This is a genomic window from Methylocystis sp. H4A (assembly GCF_015709545.1).
Taxonomy (GTDB): domain Bacteria; phylum Pseudomonadota; class Alphaproteobacteria; order Rhizobiales; family Beijerinckiaceae; genus Methylocystis; species Methylocystis silviterrae.
Genome location: NZ_JADNQY010000016.1, coordinates 23171 through 47662, shown reverse-complemented (window position 1 = coordinate 47662; position 24492 = coordinate 23171). Strand labels below are relative to the sequence as shown.

Below are 24492 nucleotides of genomic sequence, written 5' to 3'. Positions count from 1 at the left end.
AAAACTTTGGTGCGAACCCAGACGACTGGCGCCAGCGCCATGCAGCCATTGTCCGAGCGGCCACCTGTGGTTTGCATCTTCCTGGAAGTCCCGCTCGTCGGGAACCTGATCGCAAATGATCGTTCTGTTGAAGTTCTCGTACCAGAGTTCGTGCTGAAAAAGCGACTGCCGGAGCTCATTCAGAGTCGTCCGCTTTTGCTCGCGGCTCAATTTGGAAAAGGGCATGAGGCACCGAAGGTTTCAGCGTAGCTTGCGCCACGCGTTCCGCGGCAGAATATTCCAATTCAGTGTCACATTCTTGAGAAGGGACCTGGTTGCCGCTTTCGCAGCTTTGCAAGCGAGCGGGGAATCCGCGCGGGCCTTGGCCATCAGCGTCCAAATAAGCCGCGCATCGCAGCCAATAATCCCTTCGACCGCTCCTGAGCCGGCGGCGCCTGCGCGAGGCTTTCGGCTTCGAGCCGCGCGGCGTCGAGTTCGACGCCGGCGCGCGCGACGAGCGCGGCGAGAGTCGGCGCTTCATGCGGCGGCGTCCAGCCGCCGGCGCGCCGTACGTCAAGATAGGCGTTGAGCATGTCGGCGGCGTCCCTCGCGCCAGCTTCCGCAAAATGCGCGCGCGCCCGCTCGACCGCGGCGGCGTCGACGATGAGTCGCGCCGCCTTCGCCGCTTCGCGCCGGACGCCGTCGTCGATCGCCAGAGCGACGCGCGCCTCGCGCAACGCGGCGACGTCCGGTTCCTTCAAGAGCGCGCGCATGAGCCGCGCTTCTTGCGTGGCGTCAACGCCAGCCGGCGCCATGCCTTGGGCGCCGCACGCGTCGAGATAGCGGGCAAGCAGAGAAGGCGCGACGCGCGCTGGCGCGGTTTCGGCGGAAAGGCGCGCGGATTGCGCAAATTCGCCGCCCTCCGCAATTCCAGCCGTAAGCGCGGGATCGGCGCAGAAGGCGCCATAGCCGCCGAGCTGCTGCAGACGCGCGCGGGCCGGCCCCGTCTCGCCGATGACGAGCGCGGCGAAGCTCGCTTGCGCCAAGGGCTCGAGCGCATCCCACAGGCCCGGCGGCTCGAAACGCGCAGCGACTTCCGCGCGCGCCAGAGCGCCGTTCAGCGAAGCGACAAACTTGTCGCGCCGGCCCTTCAGACCGGCGGCGCGTTCGGCCACGGCGCGGGCGGCTGCGCCGGTCGCGGCGCGCGCGGCGTCGGCGGCGCGGCGCATGAGCTCGTCGAGAAGGCCGTCGTCATCCGTCGCGCGGCGCGGCGCGAGCCCGTCGCCTTCAACGCGAAAAAGCCGTGCGAAGGCGGGCCCGCCGGGATCAATCGGGGCGATGCCGAGATCGCCGGGCCCCGCAGCCGGGCAAACGATGCCGACGTCGTCGCCAAGGGCCGCGCCGTAAAATTCGATTTCCGCGGTTTCGCCCATGCCGGGGGCGGCTTTCTCGCGGCTGCGACGCAAGGCGATTCCGTCGACCTCCGCCTCTTCGGGATCGACAAGCAGCGCCAAAAGATTGCCGACGACGACCGGCTCCGCCGTTTCCGCCGCATCGGGATGTTCATGCGGATCGCCCGTCGCCTGCCGCAGGTCGTCGAAGGTGAGCGGATCGACGGCGGGTTCTCCCGCCGACCGCTGCTCAAGCGTCCAGCCTTTCAGCCGCCGGCGCTGATTCATCGCCAGCGCGACGCTGCACCGGCCGAGCAACGTGGCGCTCTCTTCGATTGAATCGGGAATTCGCAGGCGAAGGATAATGCGCGGCGCGCCGGGTTCGCGCAGCCAATGCTCCATGATGGCGAAGGGCGCCTCGCGCGCGTCGGCGGCCGCCGAGGATTCGAACGGCGCCGCCTCCAGGACGAGTCGGCTTTGATAGGCCGGGAAGATGCGGCGCGTCGGCGCGAGGCGGATGACGACGGCGTTGTCGGCGCGTTCGACGACGCGGCGCTGGCCGATCGCCCATACCAATCGCGCGCCGCCCGCCGCGGTCTGCTCGCGCGACAGCCGTTCGACGTCGCCCCGCGCCGGAAACGCCGCCAGCCGAAAGGCGACGGGGTCGGCGCCGCCGGCGTCCGGCAGCAAGGTCAGGAGCAGACGCCAGTCGCCGCCCTGCGGCAGCTCGCGCTCCGCAGAGAGGGCCAGGATGAGATCGGCGCCGTCGGCGGCGGTCAGTCGGACGAATCGGTGCTCAGGAGGCACATCAACGACAATGACGCGTGCGCGCCAGCGCGCGGCGCCGATGACGTCGACGAGTGTGGGCGCGCTCGTAAAGCGCTCGTCGCGCGCCGAGACGACCGTGAGTTCCGGCCGGACCGTCGCGCGTTCGGCGCCCTCGAACCAGCCGATGGCCAGCCGGCGCCGCCCATCCCAGTAATAGTCGAACTGCTCTCTCCACATTGACGGCCGCGCCCGAGCGTGAGGCATGGCGCCGTAGCCATGCGAAGCTGAAGTCTGGGGAAGCATATCCGCGCGCGCAGCAATCGCGCAATTCAGCGCCATCGGGCGCGCGGCCGCGCGACATTCTTATGCAGCGCCATGACGTTGTTCCGCCACAGAGTCAGCGTAACGGCTTGAGCGACAACCGCCGCCTTCGCAATAAGGCTCGGCGCGAAGCGGATTTGCGAAGTGCGCAGGGCGGATCTGAGGCGCCTTCATATCAAAATGAAATACAAATTATCAAATTAAGTGCCTGATAAAGCCTATGAATTGGATGAAGCTGGAGTCTTGCGTTTAAACGCAGCGTGACCGGTCACAGGACAAGTCCCTCTCACTCGGACTCGATACATCGGTAGCCGACGCCGGGTTCGGTCACGATGATTTTGGGCGTCGCGGCGTTCTCCTCTATCTTCGCCCGTAGCTGGCCAATGAAGACGCGTAAATATTGACTGTCGTTCTGATGCGCAGGCCCCCAAACGGTCTTGAGGATTTCCCGATGCGTCAACGGCCGGCCCGAATGTCGCGTGAGAAAAGCCAGAAGATCGAATTCCTTCGGCGTCAGTCTCACCGGCGCGCCATTTTTCGTCACCATGCGCTTATGTACATTCACGACAAGTCCGTCGACCGCAACGCGTTCCGACTCCAAAGTCTTTTCCTGGGAATGACGTAAGGCCGTGCGCATGCGCGCCAGCAGCTCTCCCATCGCGAATGGCTTCTCGACGTAATCATCCGCGCCGAGATCGAGCGCGGCGATCTTTTCCGATTCCCGGTCGCGCGCCGAGAGAACGATCACCGGCGTTCGCGTAAGGATTCGCAGCTTTCGCAGCACTTCCTTGCCGTCCATGTCCGGAAGGCCAAGATCGAGGATGATGAGATCGGGCGAATGTTCGCCTACAGCCGCGAGAGCCTCGCGGCCTGTCGCCGCTTCGCGCACCTCATAGCCGCTCGCCGTCAGCGAAGGCCGCAAGACGCGCTGTATTTGAGGTTCATCGTCGACGACGAGGACGCGCGCGCCGCTCATGCCGCCACGCCCCGCTTCGATTCGCCCGCGGCAGGAAAACGCATGATGAGTCTCGTGCCTCGACGGCGGGCGGCAGGGCTTTGTGCGACGATGGTTCCGCCCATGGCCCTGACCAGACCGCGGCAGATCGAGAGGCCCAGCCCAGTTCCGGCCTTGCGGCCGTCAACACGCCCGCTGCGATAAAATTTCTCGAAAATGCGCTCGAGGTCGGCGGCTTTCACGCCAGGCCCTTCGTCGGTCACGGTGATGAGGACGTCGCCTCCTTCGCGCCGGGCGTGAATGATCGCGCCGGCAGGTCCGCCATATTTATGCGCATTGTCGATCAGATTGAAGAGAACCTGTCCGAGCAGATTGGCGTCGCCGCGAATAGGCGGAAGGTCGGGCGCGATGCTGATCGAAGTATCCTTGCCTGGAAAACTTCTCTTGGCTCTTTCCAGGACGCTGCGGATCACCTCCGCCACATCGACGAGATCGCTGCGCGGCGCCACCGCGCCCGACTCGATGCGCGACATGTCCAGCATATTGGCGATGAAGCGCGACAGGCGCCCGGCCTCTTCTTCAATCGACAGCAGAAGGTCCTTGCGATCCTCCGGCGGAAGCTTCTCGCCAAGTTCGCGCAGGCTTGTCACCGCGCCGGTGATCGAGGTCAGCGGCGTGCGCAGATCATGCGACAGGGCGGAGAGCAGAATCGTCCGTAGTTTTTCATTTTCCTCGAGAGCCGCCGCTTTGACAGATTCGCCGACGAGCATCGAACGGTCGATCGCGATCGCGGTCTGTTCGATCAGTGAAGAAATCGTGCTTTCGGCGGCGGCGGAAAGCGGCTCCTCGGGCGTCTTGGGCTCGATCCCGCAAACGGCGACGACGCCGCGCGCCGTCGCGAGAGGCCGGAATTGAAAACGCACATTCGGCAGCGTATCCGTCCGCCATCCGGCGGGCTCGGCTTTTTCGAGCGCCCAACGGGCGGCGGCAAGTTCGCCGGCGTCCATGCGATCGACCGGCGGCCAGGCCGCCGACACTTTCAAACCGCCCTCTTGGGGGATCAGCATGATGACGCTGGACGCTTCGCCGGCTTTCTGAATCTGCAGAGTGGAGGCCCAGAGAATGTCGTCGAGCGTCGCTATCGTGGAGAGTTTGCGAGAGAATTCGAACAGCGACTGCACGGCTTGAGACCGCTGCCGCATGTTTTGCGCGTAAGTGCGCATTTTGCTCGCGAGCATTCCCGTTATGACGGCGACCACCAACGCGACGACGAGCGTTAGAAATTCCTGCGGTTGCGAAATGGTGAGTTCATAGCGCGGACTGAAAAAGAAAAAGTCGCAGGCGAAAAAGGACAGAACCGCAGCAATGATCGCGGACCACATCCCTAACCACACGGCGCAAAGCACCACGGGAAGCAGGAAGATGACCGACGGATTGACGAGGCCGAGCCAGCGCTCGAGGCCATAACCGACGAGGACCGTCATCATGACGGAGACCGCAGCGCCGCCGAAGCCGAGCCATGTCTGTGACAAGCTCGGCAATTTCCGAGCCTGTCGGCTTTCCGGCGGGCCGTCCTCCTGCACGACGACGTGAACCGCGATATCGGTCGACCGCCGAAGAATTTCGTCGGTCAGCGAGCGCCGCAGCAGTCGAGAAAACGGCCGCGCTCGCGAGCGGCCCAAGACGATCTGCGTGATATTCTCGCGTCGCGCGAAACGCAGCGCTTCGCCTGCGAGATCGTCGCCTGGCGTGCGGGCGATTTCCGCCCCGAGCCGTTCCGCGAGCCTGAGCGCCTGGTCGACGCTTCGCACGACCTCAGCAGATTCTTCTTCCTGGCCGGCGCGCTCGACGTAAAGCGCAATCCAGGTGGCGTTGAGGGCGGTGGCGAGGCGCGCGCCGGCGCGAACCACCGCCTCGGAGTTTGCATCGCGGCCGACGCAGACGAGCAAGCGTTCCGCCGTCGCCCAGGGGCCTTCGATCGCTCCTTGTCGAAGGAAGTCGACCATCTGATCGTCGACGCGTTCCGCGGTTCGACGCAGGGCAAGTTCGCGCAGCGCCGTGAGGTTGCGCGGCGTGAAGAAATTCTGCGTCGCGCGTCTTGCGGTCTCGGGAACATAGACCTTGCCGTCCTTCAGTCGCTGCAGCAGTTCTTCCGGCGTGATGTCGACAAGGATGACGTCGGCGGCGTTCTGCAGGACGCGATCCGGCACGGTCTCGCGTACCGCGACGCCGGTGACGCGCGATACGACGTCGGCGAGGCTTTCAAGATGCTGGACATTGAGCGTCGTCCAGACGTCGATGCCGGCGTCGAGCAGCTCCTCGACATCCTGCCAGCGTTTGGGGTGGCGGCTGTCCGGAGCGTTGGTATGCGCGAGTTCGTCGACGAGGATGAGCTGAGGTTTTCGCGCCAGCGCCGCGTCTATGCCGAATTCCTCGATGATCCGACCGCGGTATTCGCATTTGCGGCGTGGAAGCGTCTCAAGACCGTTGAGGAGCGCTTGCGTCTCAGAGCGTCCGTGAGTTTCCGCGACGCCTACGACAACATCGACGCCCTCGGCCTTGACCGTCTGCGCGCGCGCCAGCATCGCGTAGGTCTTGCCGACGCCGGGCGCGGCGCCGAGGAACACGCGAAGTTTCCCTTTGCTCTCCTTGTCGCTCAGGGCAAGGAGAGCATCGGGGTCGGGTCGGCGGTCGAAGTCTCCGTCATCGCGGGCCAAAGACGTCTACCTTCTCGGGCGTCACCTCTATTGTAAGCGATCAAGAGCCAAATTCAGCAAGAGCACATTTACGCGCGGCTCGCCGATCGCGCCAAGAATGCGCCCTTCGACATTCGCTTCGACTACGGCGCGCACCTGCGACTCGCTGAGACTGCGGGCCTTGGCGACGGCTGCCGCCTGAGCCAGCGCGAACTGCGGCGAAATATGCGGATCAAGGCCGGAGGCGGACGTCGTCGCGGCGTCAGCGGCGACGACATCGACGCGGCCGGCGGCGAATTCCGCCTCGATCGTCGCATTGACGCGGTCGACAAGCTTCTTCGACGTCGGCCCGAGATTGGAGCCCATCGAGTTCGCTGCGTTGTAGGGCGCGTCGACCGTCTTGGAAGGATCAGCTGGGTCGGAGCCTGTCGTTGCCGAAGGCCGGCCGTGAAAATAGCGATCGGAGGCAAAGTTCTGTCCGATCAGCGCCGAACCGATCACTGTTCCGTCGCGTTCGATCACGCTTCCATTCGCCTGCGTCGGCAGGGCGAGTTGTGCGACCCCGGTGATCGCGAGCGGATAGACGATTCCGGTCAGCGCGGTGAAGAGAACGATCATGACGATCGCCGGGCGAATTTGGGAGAGCATCTGAGAGCTCCTTACGCGAGATGAATGGCCGAGACGGCGAGGTCGATGAGCTTGATGCCGATGAACGGCGCGACGAGCCCGCCGAGCCCATAGATCAGCAGATTTCGTCGCAGTAAGGCGGCGGCGCCCACGGGCCGGTACGGGACGCCCTTCAACGCGAGCGGGATGAGCGCGATAATGATGAGCGCGTTGAAGATCACCGCCGAGAGGATAGCCGACTGCGGCGAGGCGAGCTTCATAATGTTGATCGCCTCCAGTTCGGGATAGGCGACGACAAACAGCGCGGGGATGATCGCGAAATATTTGGCGACGTCATTGGCGATCGAGAAGGTGGTCAGCGAACCGCGCGTCATCAGCAGCTGTTTGCCGATCGCGACGATCTCGATGAGCTTTGTCGGATCGCTGTCGAGGTCGACCATATTGCCGGCTTCGCGCGCCGCCTGCGTGCCCGTCTGCATGGCGACGCCAACGTCCGCCTGAGCCAGCGCCGGCGCGTCATTGGTGCCGTCGCCGCACATGGCGATCAGGCGGCCGCCCTGCTGCTCCTTACGAATATAGGCGAGTTTGTCTTCGGGCTTGGCTTGCGCGATGAAGTCGTCGACTCCCGCTTCTCCGGCGATCGCCGCGGCGGTGATCGGATTGTCGCCGGTGACCATCACGGTTTTGACGCCCATCGCGCGCAAGGCGGCAAAGCGCGATTTTATGTCGGGCTTGATGATGTCTTTGAGATGTATGACGCCCAGCAGCATGCCGTTTTCCGACACGGCGAGAGGCGTGCCTCCCGAACGCGAGATGCGCTCGACAGCGGCTTCGAAATCAACGGGAACGGACTTAGCTTGCGCCGCGACCGCGTCGACGGCGCCCTTGCGCAGCGTCCGGCCGGGAAGATCAACGCCGGAAATGCGCGTGTGCGCCGAAAAGGGGACGATCTGCGCGTCCGGATCGAGGTCGGGCGCCGAAGAGCCAAGCGCGCTTTTCGCCAGAGCGACGATTGAGCGCCCCTCCGGCGTTTCATCCGCGAGCGAAGCAAGCAGCGCCGCTTCGACGAAAGCATGTTCCGAAACGCCTTCGACCGAAACGAACTCGTCCGCCATGCGATTGCCGAAGGTGATGGTGCCGGTCTTGTCGAGGAGCAGCGTGTCCACGTCGCCCGCCGCCTCCACAGCGCGACCCGAGGTGGCGATGACATTGAAGCGGATCAGCCGGTCCATGCCGGCGATGCCGATCGCCGACAAGAGTCCGCCGATCGTCGTCGGGATCAGACAGACGAGCAGCGCGATCAGCACGGTGACCGAAATCGCCGCGCCGGAGTAGATCGCGAGCGGCCAAAGCGTCACGCAGACGATGAGAAAAATGATGGTCAGTCCGGACAGGAGAATCGACAGCGCAAGTTCGTTCGGCGTTTTCTGCCGCTGCGCGCCCTCGACGAGCGCGATCATCCGATCGATAAAGGTCGAACCGGGCGCCGCGGTGATCTTGACCTTGATCCAGTCGGAGAGAACCGTCGTGCCGCCGGTCACGGCGGAACGGTCGCCGCCCGCCTCGCGGATGACCGGCGCGGACTCGCCGGTGATCGCCGACTCGTTGACCGAGGCGACGCCTTCGATCACTTCGCCGTCGCCGGGGATGAGTTCGCCCGCCTCGACCAGCACCAGGTCGCCGAGTTTGAGATCGAGCGCCGACACGCCTTCATAGACGTCCTTCATGCCGCTCTTGTTCTGCGGATCAATCAACCGTTTGGCGTGTGAATCGCTACGCGTCCTGCGCAAGGCGTCCGCCTGCGCCTTTCCGCGTCCCTCCGCCACCGCTTCGGCGAAATTGGCGAAGAGCACGGTGAACCACAGCCAGGCGGCGATCTGCCCCGAGAAAAAGGCGGCGCCGTTCTGCGCAAGGAGATCGCGCACAAAGAACGCCGCGACCACCGCCGACACGATTTCCGTGACGAAGATCACCGGATTGCGGGCGAGGACTCTCGGATCGAGCTTCCTGAAGGCGTCGAGCGCGGCGCGCTTCGTGATCGCGGCGTCGAATAGACCGGGAGCGGCGACCTTATGCGACATCTGACATGCTCCTTAGAAGGTTTTTCCGGCAAGCAGCGCGAAATGCTCGACGATGGGGCCGAGCGCGAGCGCCGGGAAATATTGCAGCAGATAGAGGATGACGATGACGCCGAGCAGCAGGCCAATGAAGAGAGGCCCATGCGTCGGGAAGGTTCCCACCGAGGCGGCGCCCTTCTTTTTCGCCGCGAACGCGCCGGCGATCGCCAACACGGGAATGACGAAGGCGAAGCGTCCGAACAGCATCGCGACGCCGAGCGTCGTGTTGTACCAAGGCGTATTGCCCGTCAGGCCTGCGAAAGCCGATCCGTTGTTATCCGTCGCTGAAGCGAATGCGTAAAGGATTTCGGAAAGCCCGTGCGGGCCGGCGTTGTTCAGACTGGCGAGGCCGGTCTGAAGCATGACTGAAACGCCGGTGAAGACAAGCACGCTGAGCGGATAGATCAGCACCGCCAGCATCGCGAGCTTCATCTCGCGCGTCTCAATCTTCTTGCCGAGGTATTCCGGCGTGCGGCCGACCATAAGCCCGGCGATGAAAACGGCGATGATCGCCAGCACCAGAAAGCCGTAGAGCCCGGCGCCGACGCCGCCCGGCGCGATGCTGCCCATCAGCATGTTGAACAAGGGCACGAGACCGCCGAGCGGCATGAAGGAGTCATGCATCGAGTTGACCGCGCCGCAGCTCGTGCCCGTGGTCGACGTTGCAAATAGCGCGCTCATCGCAGGGCCGAAGCGGACCTCCTTGCCTTCCATATTGCCGGGCGAAGGATCGACGCCGATCTCCGTCAGCAACGGATTGCCGCCTGCCTCGGCCCAGTAAGCGACGGATACGCCCGCGACAAGCACGATCATCATGGTGATGGCGATCGCGCGACCTTGTCGATAGTCAAAGACCGCACGCCCAAAGGCGAAGGCCGTCGCGAAGGGGATGACGAGCAGAGCCCAGATTTCCAGCATGTTGGAAAGGGCGTTCGGGCTCTCGAAAGGATGCGCGGAATTGGCGTTGAAGAAGCCCCCGCCATTGGTGCCGAGTTCCTTGATCGCCTCTTGGCTCGCGACCGGGCCTATGGCTAGCGTCTGCTTCGCGCCCTCGAGCGTCGTCGCTTCGATCGAGCCTTGAAGGGTTTGCGGCACGCCGAGAGCGACCAGGGCGAGCGCGACGACGATCGACATCGGCAGGAGCACGTAAAGCGTCGATCGGGTGAGGTCGACCCAGAAATTGCCGATGGTCGGCGATTCGGCGCGTGAGAAACCGCGCACCAGCGCAAACGCCATCGCAAGGCCCGTCGCAGCGGACACAAAATTGTGCACGGTGAGGCCGAGCATTTGCGTCAGGTGGCTCATCGTCGACTCGCCGCCGTAGTTTTGCCAGTTCGTGTTGGTGACGAAGCTCATCGACGTGTTGAAGGCGAGATCAGAGGGAACGCCGCTAAAGCCCTGAGGATTGAGCGGCAGATAGGCCTGGAGTCGTTGCAGGGCGTAGAGGGACGCAAATCCGACGACGCTGAAGGCGAGCATCGCCATCGTGTATGCAAGCCAGTTTTGCTCCCGCGCAGGATCAACGCCGGCGAGTCTGTAGAAGACGCGCTCAATGGGCGAGAGCGCGGGAGAGAGCAGGCTGCGCTCGCCTGCTAAGACGGCGGCTATGTAATTGCCGAGCGGTATAGCCGCGACAATAACGGCAAGCAGGACGATGGCGATTTGCGCCAGCCCAATGGAAGTCATGGCGAACGCCCGGCATGCGCCGAGCCTCCCTTTAGAATTTTTCCGGATGGAGCAGCGTATAGGCGAGATAGGCGCCGAGAAGAACGGCGACGATCAGTCCGATGACAGGTTCAAACATGCGGTTCTCCCTAAAGGCGCCCGCAGGCCCGCGCGTAGGCGCCAACGACCGCAAACAGGAAAAGACCGAGGCCAACGTACAGAATATCGAGCATGTGTTCCTCTCCGCGCTCACCGGCGCCGTGAATCAATGCGCGCACGCCGCGCGCGCAACTCGTGAAACAGATTGTTCGCGATCACAAAGATAAAGGCCGCGACGCCGAGGCCAATGAGAGATAGAGGCATGAGCGCATCTCACTTTAATGTCGCGTTCTCGCTTCGGTCTTCACCAAACGAGAATGACGAACCGCAATTTGCGCGAGAATGATGTAAAGGCGCTATTAGGATTTCGGCTGGTGGAGGCCACTCACATGGCGCTCGCTCGCGGGTCGTCTAGGGTGGTGAGAAAATGGATAGATTAGGTGGCGATCAAAGATATTCGCATCGTAAATTTAGTTTGAAGCGGTCCTGTTGCGACATCTCGTTGCAATGCGCGAAGTTCCCTCTCGCCTGTATGCTCTCAGAAAAGCATCAATTCCGGCGTCGACCATCGCGTTAACGGAGGCTTCGGCTCTCGGTTCGAGACCGAGCGCCGTGTGAAGCGGGAGGTCCCCGCGGACAAGACTCAAAAAATGGCTAGCGGCTTCAGTCGCGTCTGAGAACGTCAGCAGGCCGCGGTCTTTGGCCTCTTCGAGCAACGCCGCGACGCGCATGAGCTCGTTTTTTGGCCCGCTTTCAAAAAAGAGCCTGCAGAGTTGCGGAAAGCGCATGCGCTCACTGGAAATCGCCTGAAAGAACGCCATCGACTCCGGCGTCATATACACCTCGACAAATTGACGCGCGAAGCTTCGAAGCGCCTCGACAAGGCCGATATCGAGATCTGGCATCTGCAGCCTGCTCGTTTTCAGGCGGCATTCCGCTTCGATCAAATAGGCGAACAAAGCTTCTTTGCTCGGAAAATAAGCGTAAAGCGTGGCCTTCGACACGCAAGCGGACCGCGCTATCGCGTCCATGCTCGTCTCGGCGAACCCCTGTTCAAGGAATAATTTTCGCGCGGCCTCGATCACGGAACATTCCTTCCGTCCCGCAACATGCGCCTCTGTCGATCCTGCCGCCGTCGCATGATCCGTCGACGGGCTCTTCATGGCGGGTTCCTCGATTTCAGTCTTCATACCGGCGACGCCGCCGACTCTTGCTTCAAGGCTCTGCCCCCGCGCCATCCGCTCATTTCGCACACCTCCACCGAGGTTGAACCGCCGAACGCCGGTGGTGTGACGTTATCTATCGGCCCACTTTTGAAAAGTTTCAAACTGAACGACCCAGTTCAATTTTAGCGTTGACACGCGCCGAAGGGCAAGCATAAAACTGAACCGTTCAGTTTAACCTGGGTCCCACATGAGACGGAGGGCGCCTCAAATATTCCGGTCGTTGCTCAAAACGCTTGGGGGGGATCGCCCCGCTGTTCTGGCGGAGAGTCCGAAGGCGCGAAACATCGCCCAGAGCGATCGGCGCCAAAGGACATTGATGCGCGCAAAGGGCAGGGCGGCAGCGCTGGCGCCTCTGCTTGCCGCGTTGCTTTCCGGCTGCGCGGTGGGCCCCGACTTTGCCGCGCCCGACGCGCCCTTGGGCGCGGGCTATGCGGTGGGCAAGCCTGTTAGCGTCACCCAATCGGCGGCCATCGCGGGCGGCGGCGCACAAAGGCTCGTTCCTGGCCATGACATTCCGGGGGAATGGTGGCGATTATTCCGCTCGAAGCAGATTTCGGCGCTCGTGGCCGAGGCGGTGAACAATCATCCAAACATCGCGGCCGCCGAAGCGGCGCTTCGCCAGGCGCGGGAGACCACGGAAGCCGATGTGGGTTCCTTCTTTCCGTCGGCCACTCTGACCCAGAGCGTCGCGCGCACGCAAATGACGACGGCGCAATTCGGCGGCCTCGGGCAAAGCTCCTCGTCGTCGAGCGGATCGCAAAGCTCCTCGTCGAGCGGACCGACGGCGCTCATCTATACGCTCCACAATACGAATGCCGCCGTGTCCTTCACGCCCGACGTCTTCGGTAAGACGATACGTACGGTCGAGAGCGATGTCGCCGCGGCCGAATATCAGCGATACCAGCTCGAGGCGACCTATCTCGCGCTCACCGCCAATGTCGTGACGGCGGCGATCACCGATTCCTTATACGCGTCTCAGATCAAGGTCACGCGCGATCTCATCGCCGCCTATCAGAAGCAGCTCGACATATTGCAGAAGCGCTTCGAACTCGGCGCCGTGAGCGCGGCCGACGTCGTCTCGGAAAAGGCGCTTGTCGCTCAGGCGCAAGCGACGCTGCCGCCGCTCGAAAAGGCGCGGGCGCAGACTCGCAATCAGCTCATGGCCTATCTCGGCCGCTTTCCTAATGACGACAAGGGAGAGGCGATCGACATCGAGCATCTGCATCTGCCGCGCGATCTGCCGATAAGCCTGCCCTCCAATCTGGTGCGCCAGCGTCCTGACGTTCTTTCGGCGGAGGCGCAGTTGCATCAGGCAAGCGCCAATGTGGGCGTCGCCACGGCAAATATGCTGCCGCAGCTCACGCTGACGGGCAATGGCGGCAGTCAGGCTTCGAATTTCTCGCAATTATTCTTGCCGCAGACCTCGGTCTACAATCTTGCGACGCAGCTCTCCGGCCAGGCGTTCGACGCCGGCAGATTGTTCCATCAGCGCGAGGCGAAGCTCGCCGCGCTCGAACAGGCGGAAGCGCAATATCGCGCGACCGTGATCAGCGCCTTCCAGAATGTCGCCAACGCCTTGCAGGCGATCAAGCATGACGCGGAGACGCTGCGTGCGCAGGTTGCGGCTGAAAAGGCCGCCGCCGAAAGCCTGGATATCTCGCAAGCCCAATATTCGGCCGGCTCGACCACCTATCCGACGGTGCTCAACGCCGCGCAAACCCTGCTCAACGCCCGTCTCAATCGTGTCCAGGCGCAGGCCGCGCGCTTCTCCGACACGGCGGCGCTGATGCAGGCGCTCGGCGGCGGTTGGTGGAATCGCATCGACGAGACGCCGGCGTCGCTTCCCAAACCCACCGACCTCATTTCAACCCTGCCGATCGCGGCGGCCATACGCGCCGAGGCTGAGGAACGCTCCCGTGCCCGTTAACACGCTTTTGCAAGACCGTCTCGGATCGATGTTCAAGCCCATGATGATCATGCTGGCGAGCGTCGCCCTCGTGTTCGCAGCCCTATACGGCTTCGTCAGTTTCCGCTCGATGATGATCGGGCGGTTCCTCGCCTCCATGGCCAATCCGCCGCAGACCGTGTCGGTGACGACGGCCGCCTATCGGGAATGGCGCCCGAAGTTTTCAGCGATCGGCACGTTCCGCGCCGTCAATGGCGCGGACCTCGCGCTCGAAACCTCCGGCATCGTTGAGAAGATCCACTTCCAGTCGGGCCAGGACGTCGAGGCGGGGAAGATTCTCGTCGAGCTGCGCAAGGATACGGACAACGCCCGGCTCGAAGCGTTGAAAGCCACGGCGGAGCTCAACGCCATCAACCTGCGCCGCGACCAGTCGCAGCTCAAAATCAAGGCCGTGAGCCAGGCGACAGTGGATTCGGACATCGCCAATCTGAGAAGCGCCAACGCCCAAGTCGTTCAGCAGGAGGCGGTGATCGCGCAAAAGACTCTGCTCGCGCCCTTTGGCGGAAGGCTCGGCATCCGTCAGATTGATCTTGGCCAATATATCGGCGCCGGAACGGTGATCGTGACCTTGCAGGCGCTCGATCCGATTTTTCTCGACTTTGTTCTGCCCCAGCAGGACTTGAATGGCGTCTCGGTTGGACAAACCATCGCCGCGACGGTCGACGCCTTTCCCGGCCAGAGCTTTGCGGGCAAGATCGACGCCATCAGCTCCAAGGTGGATCTCGCGAGCCGCAACGTGCAGATCCGCGCGAGCCTCGCCAATGGCGAACGCAAGCTGCGTCCCGGCATGTTCGCTTCGGTGGAAATCGCGACCGGCAAGCCCCAGCGCCTCATCACGCTGCCGCAAACGGCGATCGTCTATGCGCCTTTCGGCAATTCGGTGTTCCTTGCGCAAAAAAGCGAGGAGAGCGCCGATAAGAAGGCGCCGCAAGGCTCCGGGCTCATCGCGCACCAAGCCTTCGTTCGGCTCGGCGAGGCGCGCGGCGACGAAGTGTCGGTGCTCGAAGGGGTGCCCGAAGGCGCCACGGTGGTTACGGCCGGTCAGGTCAAGCTTCGCAACGGCGCGCCGCTCGCCGTTTCGCAAGAGCCGTCGCCGCCTGTCGACGCCTATCCCAAGCCCGTGGATCAGTGAACGGAGATTTCGCAAAATGCGTTTCACTGACATTTTCGTGCGCCGCCCGGTGCTCGCCACCGTGGTGAGCCTGCTGATCCTGGTGCTTGGCCTGAGATCGCTGGCGACTCTGTCCGTGCTGCAATATCCGCGCACGCAAAACGCCGTTGTCACGGTGACGACGTCCTATTTTGGCGCCGATCCGGCGACCGTCGCCGGTTTCGTCACGACGCCGCTCGAAAACGCCATCGCGCAGGCGAATGGCATCGACTATCTCACCTCGACGAGTCAGATCGGGGTGAGCACGATCACCGCCAATCTGCGGCTGAACTATGATTCCGGCAAGGCGCTCACCGAGATCAGCACCAAGATCGATTCGGTGCTCAACCAATTGCCGCAGGCCGTGCAGCGTCCCGTCATCACCGTCAAGATCGGCCAAACGACGGACGCTATGTATATTGGCTTCAACAGCGACATCCTCACGCCGAGCCAGGTGACGGACTATCTCATCCGCGTCGTGCAGCCGCGTCTGCAATCGGTGCCGGGCGTGCAGACGGCGGAGCTTATCGGCGGCAAGACCTTTGCGCTTAGAGCCTGGCTCGATCCGGTGAAGCTCGCCGCCTATGGGCTCACCGCCAGCGAAGTGGCGGCGTCCCTCCAGAGCAACGACTATATCGCCGGCCTCGGCTCGACCAAGGGCCAATGGGTTCAGGTCAATCTCTCGGCGGCGACGTCGCTCCATTCACTCGAGGAGTTTCGCAACCTCGTCGTCAAACAGGTGAACGGCGCCAATGTGAAGCTGCGCGACGTCGCCAATGTCACGCTCGGCGCGGACGACTATGAATCCTCGGTGTCGTTCGACGGCAAGCAGGCGGTGTATATCGGCATTCTCGTGGCGCCGAACGCGAATCTGCTCGATGTCGTCAAAGGCGTAAAAGACGCCTATCCCGACATTCTCAAAGCGCTGCCGCAAGGCTTGAATAGCGAGATCGTCTACGACACGACGAATTTCGTGAACAGCTCCATCGACGAGGTGATTCACACGCTCATCGAAGCGGTCCTCATCGTCACCGCCGTCGTCTTCGTGTTTTTGGGATCATGGCGCTCGGTGCTGATCCCGATCATGGCGATCCCTCTTTCGCTCATCGGCTCGCTGACGTTTCTCCTCGCTTTCGGCTTCTCGATCAATCTGCTGACGCTTCTGGCGCTCGTGCTGGCGATCGGCCTCGTGGTCGACGACGCCATCATTGTCGTCGAAAACGTCAACCGGCATCTCGGCGAAGGCCTGACGCCTGTCGACGCCGCGCTGCAGGCGGCGCGCGAACTCGCCGGGCCGATCATCGCGATGACGATCGTGCTGATCGCCGTCTATGTGCCGATCGGCTTTCAGGGCGGCCTCACCGGCGCGCTCTTCGTCGAATTCGCGTTCACTCTGGCGGCGGCGGTCACTGTGTCGGGCATCGTCGCGCTCACTTTGTCGCCGGTGAGCTGCGCTCTCGCGCTCAAGCCTCCGAAGCGAGGCGAGGAGACGCTTGAGTCCCGCATCGTCGGCTACATCGATGCGCGGATGGACGCCGTCCGGGACCGCTATCACCGCCTGCTGGACTCCTCCCTCAATTACGTCCCGGTGACGCTCGTCTTCGGCGGGCTGGTGCTTTCGAGCATCTATTGGCTCTACGCCAGCGCCAAGAGCGAACTCGCGCCAAACGAGGATCAGGGCATCATTCTGGCGCAGGCGACTCCGGCGCCCAACGCCACTCTCCAACAAAAGCTGTACTACGCCGATCAGGCATATAAAATCATCGCCAAGCATCCAGAGACCGACAGCGTGTTCCAGATCAATTCGCCGGCGGCGAATCTGTCCGGCGTCGTGCTCAAGCCCGCGGATGAGCGCAAGGTCGGGGCGGAGCAGTTGCAGCAGATGCTCCAGCAGGAGCTGAGCGCCGTTGCGGGCGTGCGCTTCGTCGCCTTCCAGCCGCCGCCGCTCCCCGGCTCGATGGGCTTGCCGATTCAATTCGTCTTCCAGAGCACCGACCCTTTCGAGAAGATGGACGGCATCTCCCGCGAATTCCTGTCGAAAGCTCTGGCGACGGGAAAGTTCATGTTCCTCGACACCGATCTCAAGATCGATCAGCCGCAGTTGTCGCTTGTCATCGACCGCGAAAAGACCGCGCAACTCGGCCTGAGAATGATCGACGTCGGCGGCGCGCTCACCACCGCGCTGAGCGGCGGCTATACGCAATATTTCGGGCTCGCCGGCCGTTCGTACAAGGTCATTCCGCAGGTCGCCCAACGGTTTCGACTGAATCCGGATCAGATCTTGAATTATTACATCAAGACGGCGGACGGCACCTTGGCGCCGCTTTCGACCGTCGCCAAGCTCGAAACCGCCATCGTTCCCGAATCGCTCAATCATTTCCAGCAGATCAATTCGGTGACGATTTCTGGCGTGGCCGCGCCTGGCGTCATCGCCGGCGAGGCGCTCGACACGCTGAAAGAGATCGCGCGCCAAGCGTTGCCCGCGACCTATACGATCGACTACGCCGGACCCTCGCGTCAGTTCATTCAGGAGTCGAGCGGCTTCGCGGTGACGTTTGGCTTCGCCCTCATCATCATCTTTCTGGCGCTGGCCGCGCAATTCGAGAGCTTCCGCGATCCGCTGATCATTCTCGTATCCGTCCCAATGTCGATCGCCGGCGCGCTGGTGTTCATCATGCTCGGCTTTGGCGGCGCGAGCATCAATATTTACACCCAGGTTGGCCTCGTGACGTTGATGGGCCTGATCAGCAAACATGGCATTCTGATCGTGGAGTTCGCCAATGAATTGCAGCACGGCGGCAAGTCGAAACGGGAAGCGATCCTGGAGGCCACGTCCATTCGCCTGCGTCCGATCCTTATGACAACCGCGGCGATGGTGCTCGGCGTCTTCCCGCTCATCATGGCGGCGGGCGCGGGCGCGGCGTCGCGCTTCAACATGGGTCTGGTGATCGCCTCGGGCCTTTCCATCGGCACCTTGTTCACGCTGTTTGTTCTGCCCGCGGTCTATCTCGTCCTCGCGGCGGACCATTCGGGGTCACGCAAGAAGGCCGCGCTGGATCTTGTGTCGCCAGCGCATTCATAAATGCGGTCGGAGATCGTTGCTAAAGCCGATCCATGAACGCGTTATTCGCGCGGCTTCGGAAACAACTTTATGGGTCCGAGCCCTAGGAATGCTCTGATTTTTAACTAAACGCGCTGCGTCTTTAACTAACTGTAGGGCATATTCGCCAGATTAGATTGTCGGAAGTCGGCGATCACGCCAGCATCTACGCTACGAGCTTCGCCGATCCCTTAGCAACTGGTCCGAAGGCAGCCCATGTATTACCATTCCGTCGGGATCGCTCCGAAGATGGGGCGTACCGGGGGCCGCCATGGAAAATATTGTTTCGAACACGATAGAAAATTCGGACACTACACGCGCAATTGAAGTTCTGGCGGATGTGGCCGGCAGCTTCACTTATGCTTCCTTCCAAAACGCGATTCCAGTGATCCGCTCGATCGCGGTCAATAATTCGACGGCGGAGAATTTCGGGGGCTGCGAACTCCGGCTCGTCTCTAACCCGCCATTTCTGCGAAGCAAGAGATGGGCCGTCGATCGAGTCGCAGCCGGCGATCGCCTGTCGCTCGCGGACCGAAAAGTAGAACTCGATCCGGCCTATCTTGCAGGCCTGAACGAATCCGAGCGCGGCGAGATTGTCTTCACGTTATCAGCGGGCGATCGGACACTGGCCGAGATCAGAAGTAAGGTTCGTCTGCTCGCGCGCGACGAGTGGGGCGGCGTTGGCGACATGGCCCAACTTCTTCCCGCATTCGTTATGCCAAACGATCCGGCGGTCGCGAAAATATTGCGCGCCGCCGCCGAACGGCTCGCGGCTCATGGCCATTCGTCGGCGCTTGACGGTTATCAAAGCGAAAATCCACAGCGCGTATTTCTGCTCACCGCGGCGATCTACTCGGCCGTCGCCGGGCTTTCGCTGCATTACGCCGAACCGCCGGCAAGCTTCGAAGAGCGAGGGCAAAAAATACGACGGCCTTCCACAATTTTGACCGAAGGCCTCGCGACATGTCTCGATACGACGCTGCTCTTCGGCGCGGCTCTGGAGGCGGCCGGACTCTACCCAATCCTCCTGCTATTTCGCGGTCACGCGGCCGTCGGCGTCTGGCTGGCGAAGCGAACCTTGTCGAATATCATCGAACCCGACGTCATGGAAATTCGCAAGGCGTTGGCCTCCAGCGAGATGATTATATTCGAGACGACGGGCGTCACCAATCGTCCCCCTATGACGCTGGAACAAGCCCAGGCCTTGGTCGAAAGCCGGCTTGACGAAGTTCGGCGCGCGGAATTCGTCGCCGCGATCGACGTGCGCCGGTCGCGCAGCGGCGGCGTCACGCCGCTCGCCTCCCATGAGCCGTCGCACGCGGTCGTCGACGTCATCCCGGCGGAGCCGGTCGAATTGCCGCTGCCGCCTGCGCCGACGATGGATGAACCGCCAGCTGACATTGCCATAGAAAAGCCGACGACGGCGGCCGGACGGATCGAACGTTGGCAGAAGAAGCTGCTGGACTTGACGCTGCGCAATCGGCTTCTCAACTTTCCGGACACGAAGAAGACCGTTCCCTTCCTCTGCACGGATATCTCCTATCTCGAGGACCGTCTCGCTGCGGGCGCGTCGATACGCCTTATCTCGCTGCCCGAACAAAACCCCCTGGGAGAGCGTGACGCGGACCTCTATCGCGATATCCACGGACATGACCTCCAGCGCCGCTTCGCTACGGAGGCCTTGCAACGCGATGAATTAGCCTCCGCGCTCGATGCGAAACACCTCGAAGCGCGGTTGATCGATCTCGATCGGCAGGTCCGTAATGATTTCGCCGAGGGCGGCGCCAATACGCTCTTTCTCGCGGTCGGCTTCCTGCGCTGGAAAAAGAAGGCTGAGGATGAAAGAAGCTATCGGGCGCCGTTGTTGCTCATCCCTGTCAAGCTCGACAGAAAAAGCGCCTCTTCCCGTTTCAATCTGCGCTTTCACGAGGACGAGCCGCGGTTCAATGCGACCCTCCTTCAATTTCTCGAGCGCGAATTCGACTTGCGCTTGCCGCAATTCGCTGGCGAGCTGCCACGGGATGAATTTGGCGTCGATGTTCCACGCTTGCTGAGTCTTATGCGCCAGGCGGTTCGCGACGCGCCTGGCATGGAAGTGGTGGACGAGACCGCGCTCTCGACCTTTTCCTTCGCGAAATTCCTGATGTGGAAGGACCTGATCGAACGTACGGAGGCGCTTCGCCAGAATCGCGTCGTCAAGCATCTCATCGACACGCCCGACCAGGCTTTCCAGGCGGATGGCGAAGTCTTCAAGGATGAGCGCGAACTCGATCGCCATTACGCGCCGGCAGACATCGTTTCGCTGCTGCCCGCCGATTCATCTCAGATCGCCGCCAGTCTGGCGGCCGCCGAGGGACGCGACTTCGTCATCGTCGGCCCGCCCGGAACCGGCAAGAGCCAGACCATCACGAATATGATCGCGAGTTGTCTCGCGGCCGGCAAGACGGTTCTGTTCGTCGCCGAAAAGACTGCGGCGCTCGACGTCGTTTATCGGAGGTTGCGGGAGCATGGATTAGGCGACCGCTGTCTCGAACTGCATTCGTCGAAGACCGATCGCAGGAGCTTTCTCGGGCAGCTCAAGAAATCCTGGGAGAGCAGCAGTCAGTTCGATCAGTCGGGCTGGGTCGCGATCAACGAAAAACTGCGACTCCGCCGCGATCAATTGAACGCCTATGTGGAGGCGTTGCATCGACAGCACGTCAATGGGCTGACGCCGTACGCCGCGCTCGGCGTCGCCTTGCAGGGCCGGGAGCGCCATGCCCCGCCGCTTTCCTGGCCGTCGACGGACACCCATGACCTCGCTACGCGCCTGAATCTGGAGGAGATGGCCGAAGAGTTCGGCCGCGTCTTCAAATCGGTGGTCAATCGGCCCGCGCTTGATCTCGTCCATGTAGGCGAATGGTCTTCGCAGTGGCAAGAACGTCTTATCGGCGCGGCGGGAGATCTGAAGGCGAAGACGAGCGTCCTGCGCGGCAGGCTCGCCACATTCGCCGCTCGGATCAACTTGCCTGCCGCCGACGATGCTTCCTTTGTGGACCTGCAGCGGCTTGCTTCTTTCGCGGACGCGCTTCGCGACGGCGCAGGCGTCGATCACCGTGTCCTGTTCGATCGCGAGTTTCGGCAGTTGAGCGCGGCGCTGACCGAACTTGAACAGGCAATACGCGGCTATCGCGCCGCCGAGGCCGGTTTGACCGCCGCCTTTGATCGAGAGGTCCTCCTCTCCATCCCGGTCCATGAACTCGATAACGCCTGGCGGCAGGCTTCGGCCTCGCTCTGGCCGATGAGCTGGTTTGGACGCCGCCGCGTCAGAAAACTCCTGCGAAGCTACGCGAAGTCCGGCGCGCCAGATCCCGAAACAGCGTTGCGAGCCCTGCGGCATATGCAGACATATGCGGCCTCTGTTCAACGCAACAGGCTCGCGGCCAAGCCGGTCGGCTTCGCAGGTCTCGACACCGACCTCGCGGCCGTCGACCGACTGCTGAAAAGCGCAGATCGCCTCCTGCAAGGACTGCTTGGCCTGGGCAAGACGGCGGAAGAACTGGAGGCGGTGGGGCAAGCCATAGCGCCGACGCTCCGCACGCCGATGGGAGATCCTGTCCGTCAGGCCGCGCAAGATTATTCCGACGCCTTCGTCGTATTCATGGAGTCCGCAAGACAATTCGCAACCATATCGGGGCGCGATCCGCTGAATGAGGAAACGGCAACCTTGCTGTCTAGGCTCTCCGCGCAACTGCATGAACTCATCGAAGCGCGGCATCTCCTGAGGGACTGGTCGACCTGGTGTGGCGTCCGGGAGCGCGCCAAAGCGCAGGGGCTTTGCGAACTGGTCGGCGGTCTGCAGTCAGGCGCCGTTCAGCCCGAAGAATCCGGCGCCGCCTTCAGGCTCGCCTATGCTCGCTGGTGGGTGCCGTCGACCTTGGACGCGGATCCGGTATTGCGGGAATTTCGACGGTTCCAGCATGAACACGCGATCGAAGAGTTCAGGCGGATAGACGACATCGTGCGGGCGGAGGCCGCCCATCGGGTCGTCAAGGGATTAGCCCATGACTTGCCGCCCGTGCAAAGCGTGCCGCGCGGTTCGGAGCTTGGCTTGCTGCGACATCAAATGGAATTGCAACGTCCCAGTCGCACAATTCGGGAGATGATCGCGGCAATGCCGTCGAGTTTCTCCAAGCTCGCGCCCTGCATGTTGATGTCGCCGCTTTCGATCGCTCAATATCTACCGCCCGATCACGCGCTCTTCGATGTCGTGATCTTCGATGAAGCGTCGCAGATCACCACTTGGGACGCGATCGGCGCGATCGCCAGGGCCAGACAGACGATCATCGTCGGCGATCCCAAACAGCTTCCTCCCACGAATTTTTTCGGTCGCAATGAAGATGACGAGGAGGTTGCGGAGCACGAAAGGGATCTGGAGAGCATTCTGGACGAAGCAAAGGCGGCCGGCATTCCGGTGCGAGCTTTGCGCTGGCATTATCGCAGCCGCAATGAGTCGCTCATCGCATTTTCCAATCACCACTATTATCAGAATGGGCTGATCACCTTCCCATCTTCCAATGTCGATGACCGCGCCGTTCAACTCCGGCATGTGCCCGACGGCGTTTATGACCGGGGCAAGAGCCGCACCAACCGGATTGAAGCTTTCGCTGTCGCGGCTGAGGCGAAGAGACGCATGCTGCATTGGCTTGATTTGCCGAGAGAGAATCGGCCGACGCTCGGCGTCATCACCTTCAATGCGCAGCAACAATCGCTGATCCAGGATTTGCTGGACGACGCGCGGCGCGACAATCCCGATCTCGAATGGTTTTTCGCAGACGAGCGCGTGGAGCCCACGATCGTCAAGAATCTCGAGAATGTGCAGGGTGATGAACGCGATGTGATCCTGTTCTCGATAACCTTCACGCAGGACGCGGCCGGCAAGCGCAGCATGGATTTCGGCGCGCTCAATCGCGATGGCGGAGAGCGTAGGCTTAATGTCGCCCTCACTCGCGCGCGTCAGGAGCTTCTCGTCTTTTCGGGGTTCACGGCCGATCAGATCGACGCCAGCAGGACTAAGGCGATTGGAGTGAATCATCTGAAGACGTTCTTGGATTTCGCGGCCCGCGGCCCTATCGCGCTCCCCGCGCAGGACCAAGGGTCGAAGGGGCCGCCCGAATCGCCTTTCGAGGAAGCGGTCGCGGCCGAGCTCGACCGGCTTGGCTGGCATATAACGCCGCAGGTCGGCGTTTCCGGGTTCAGAGTGGATATCGGGATCAAGCATCCTGAACGTGCAGGCGCCTATCTTGCGGGCGTCGAGTGCGATGGCGCGACCTATCACCGTTCCGCAACGGCGCGTGACCGCGACAAGGTTAGGGAGCAGGTGCTGCGCGGCCTTGGATGGAACATCCTCCGCGTCTGGTCGACCGATTGGTGGTTCGATCCCAAGGGAGCGGCCGAACGCTTGCACAATGCGCTCTCGGCGTTACTCGAAGACTGGCGCCATACATCGACAGACCGGTCAACGTCTGTCGAAACGACGCATTGGGACTTGGGGCATGAAATCGAACCAAGCGATCAATCGGTAGACGAAGCGGAGCCATCCGAAGACGCAGAAGAATCGCCGCGCCCGCCAGGGGAGGAAGGGGAGGAGCGCGTCGGCGGTCCTGACGAAACGATTTCGCTGGCGCCGGCGGCTGATGCGCCACTTGGCGTTTTGCGCGAAGCGCAATCAGGCGCGCCGTCCTCTGCAGCCGCCGCGCTGTCAGAGGAGACGTCAAACAGAGCGCATTATAAAATCGCTGATTTGTCGATCGTCCGCGCCGTGCCGGATCGCTTCCATGACTTGGAATATCGAAGCACGTTACGTGCGATGGTGGAGGCCGTCGTCGATTGCGAAGCGCCATTGCGCGAGGACATACTGGCGCAACGTATCGCGCGTGCGCATGGGTGGCTGCGAACCGGGAACAAAATCCGGGAGCGCGTCATGCTGCATTTGAAAGATGCAGATAGAACGTCGGAATCGAGCGGCGATTTCATTTGGAAAAAAGGAACCGTCGCGGAGTTGATTGACTATCGTCCGCCCCGCGACGCCGACGCCCGTCGGGCCGTCTCAGAAATTTCGCTCGCCGAGCTCGCCTCTGCCGTGGCCGCGAACCAAGATATTTTAGAAGAGCCGGATCCGGCGCTCGCACTTGCACGGTTGCTTGGCGTGGAACGGCTCGCGGCGACGGCGCGCGCGCGCCTCGATGAGGCGCTTGATCGGGCGAGAAACTATTTGTCGAAACCGCGCGGCGTTGAAGGCGGCTAGATTCCAGAGAGATCGCCTCCCGCGTCGGCGGCATCGTGCTTCTTCCGCCACCCGACAAAATGTCGACGTCAGCGGGCGGAATCAAGCGAGCTAAAGGCCGCAAATCGTTCGCCCTCAGTGATGCGCGCTCACGCAGGCCTCCATGG

General features: G+C 62.4%; 12 protein-coding genes and 1 pseudogene. 4 read left to right on the top strand and 9 right to left on the bottom strand.

Going from position 1 to position 24492, the window contains the following annotated elements:
- Positions 1–15: 15 nt before the first annotated feature.
- From IYW40_RS21615 to IYW40_RS03220, 9 genes and pseudogenes are all read right to left on the bottom strand, one after another.
- A pseudogene (locus IYW40_RS21615) lies at positions 16–225 on the bottom strand (sensor domain-containing diguanylate cyclase); the annotation flags it as partial.
- A gap of 143 nt (positions 226–368) precedes the next feature.
- A complete protein-coding gene (locus IYW40_RS03255) occupies positions 369–2375 on the bottom strand; it encodes a hypothetical protein (RefSeq protein WP_196399355.1) in 2007 nt (668 codons plus the stop codon).
- 370 nt (positions 2376–2745) lie between these two features.
- Positions 2746–3435, bottom strand: a complete 690-nt coding sequence (locus IYW40_RS03250; protein WP_196399354.1) for a response regulator transcription factor — start codon at positions 3433–3435, stop codon at positions 2746–2748.
- Positions 3432–6131, bottom strand: a complete 2700-nt coding sequence (locus IYW40_RS03245; protein WP_196399353.1) for a sensor histidine kinase KdpD — start codon at positions 6129–6131, stop codon at positions 3432–3434. Before IYW40_RS03245 ends, IYW40_RS03250 begins: the two co-directional genes overlap by 4 nt.
- A gap of 27 nt (positions 6132–6158) precedes the next feature.
- On the bottom strand, positions 6159–6758 hold the full coding sequence (gene kdpC / locus IYW40_RS03240; RefSeq protein WP_196399352.1) for a potassium-transporting ATPase subunit KdpC: 600 nt from the start codon (positions 6756–6758) through the stop codon (positions 6159–6161).
- A gap of 11 nt (positions 6759–6769) precedes the next feature.
- Positions 6770–8818 (bottom strand): potassium-transporting ATPase subunit KdpB, encoded by a 2049-nt coding sequence (gene kdpB, locus IYW40_RS03235; RefSeq protein ID WP_196399351.1) that lies wholly within the window; start codon positions 8816–8818, stop codon positions 6770–6772.
- Between the two features lie 12 nt (positions 8819–8830).
- A complete protein-coding gene (gene kdpA / locus IYW40_RS03230; RefSeq protein ID WP_196399350.1) occupies positions 8831–10540 on the bottom strand; it encodes a potassium-transporting ATPase subunit KdpA in 1710 nt (569 codons plus the stop codon).
- Positions 10541–10571: 31 nt separating this feature from the next.
- Complete coding sequence (gene kdpF / locus IYW40_RS03225) at positions 10572–10703, bottom strand: K(+)-transporting ATPase subunit F (RefSeq protein ID WP_246720606.1); 132 nt, start codon at positions 10701–10703, stop codon at positions 10572–10574.
- A 385-nt stretch (positions 10704–11088) separates the two neighbouring features.
- Positions 11089–11808 carry a TetR/AcrR family transcriptional regulator gene (locus tag IYW40_RS03220; protein ID WP_246720605.1) on the bottom strand — a complete coding sequence of 240 codons (720 nt, stop codon included), beginning with the start codon at positions 11806–11808 and terminating at the stop codon, positions 11089–11091.
- Positions 11809–12160: 352 nt separating this feature from the next.
- Between IYW40_RS03220 and IYW40_RS03215 the strand changes: the two genes are divergently transcribed.
- The 4 genes from IYW40_RS03215 to IYW40_RS03200 all read left to right on the top strand — a co-directional run bounded on the left by IYW40_RS03215 (position 12161) and on the right by IYW40_RS03200 (position 24346).
- Positions 12161–13771, top strand: coding sequence for an efflux transporter outer membrane subunit (locus tag IYW40_RS03215; RefSeq protein ID WP_246720604.1), 1611 nt, complete (start codon positions 12161–12163; stop codon positions 13769–13771).
- A gap of 28 nt (positions 13772–13799) precedes the next feature.
- Positions 13800–14942 (top strand): efflux RND transporter periplasmic adaptor subunit, encoded by a 1143-nt coding sequence (locus IYW40_RS03210; RefSeq protein ID WP_210327171.1) that lies wholly within the window; start codon positions 13800–13802, stop codon positions 14940–14942.
- 16 nt (positions 14943–14958) lie between these two features.
- Complete coding sequence (locus IYW40_RS03205) at positions 14959–18042, top strand: efflux RND transporter permease subunit (protein ID WP_196399347.1); 3084 nt, start codon at positions 14959–14961, stop codon at positions 18040–18042.
- A gap of 289 nt (positions 18043–18331) precedes the next feature.
- Positions 18332–24346 (top strand): DUF3320 domain-containing protein, encoded by a 6015-nt coding sequence (locus tag IYW40_RS03200; RefSeq protein WP_196399346.1) that lies wholly within the window; start codon positions 18332–18334, stop codon positions 24344–24346.
- Positions 24347–24492 lie beyond the last annotated feature (146 nt).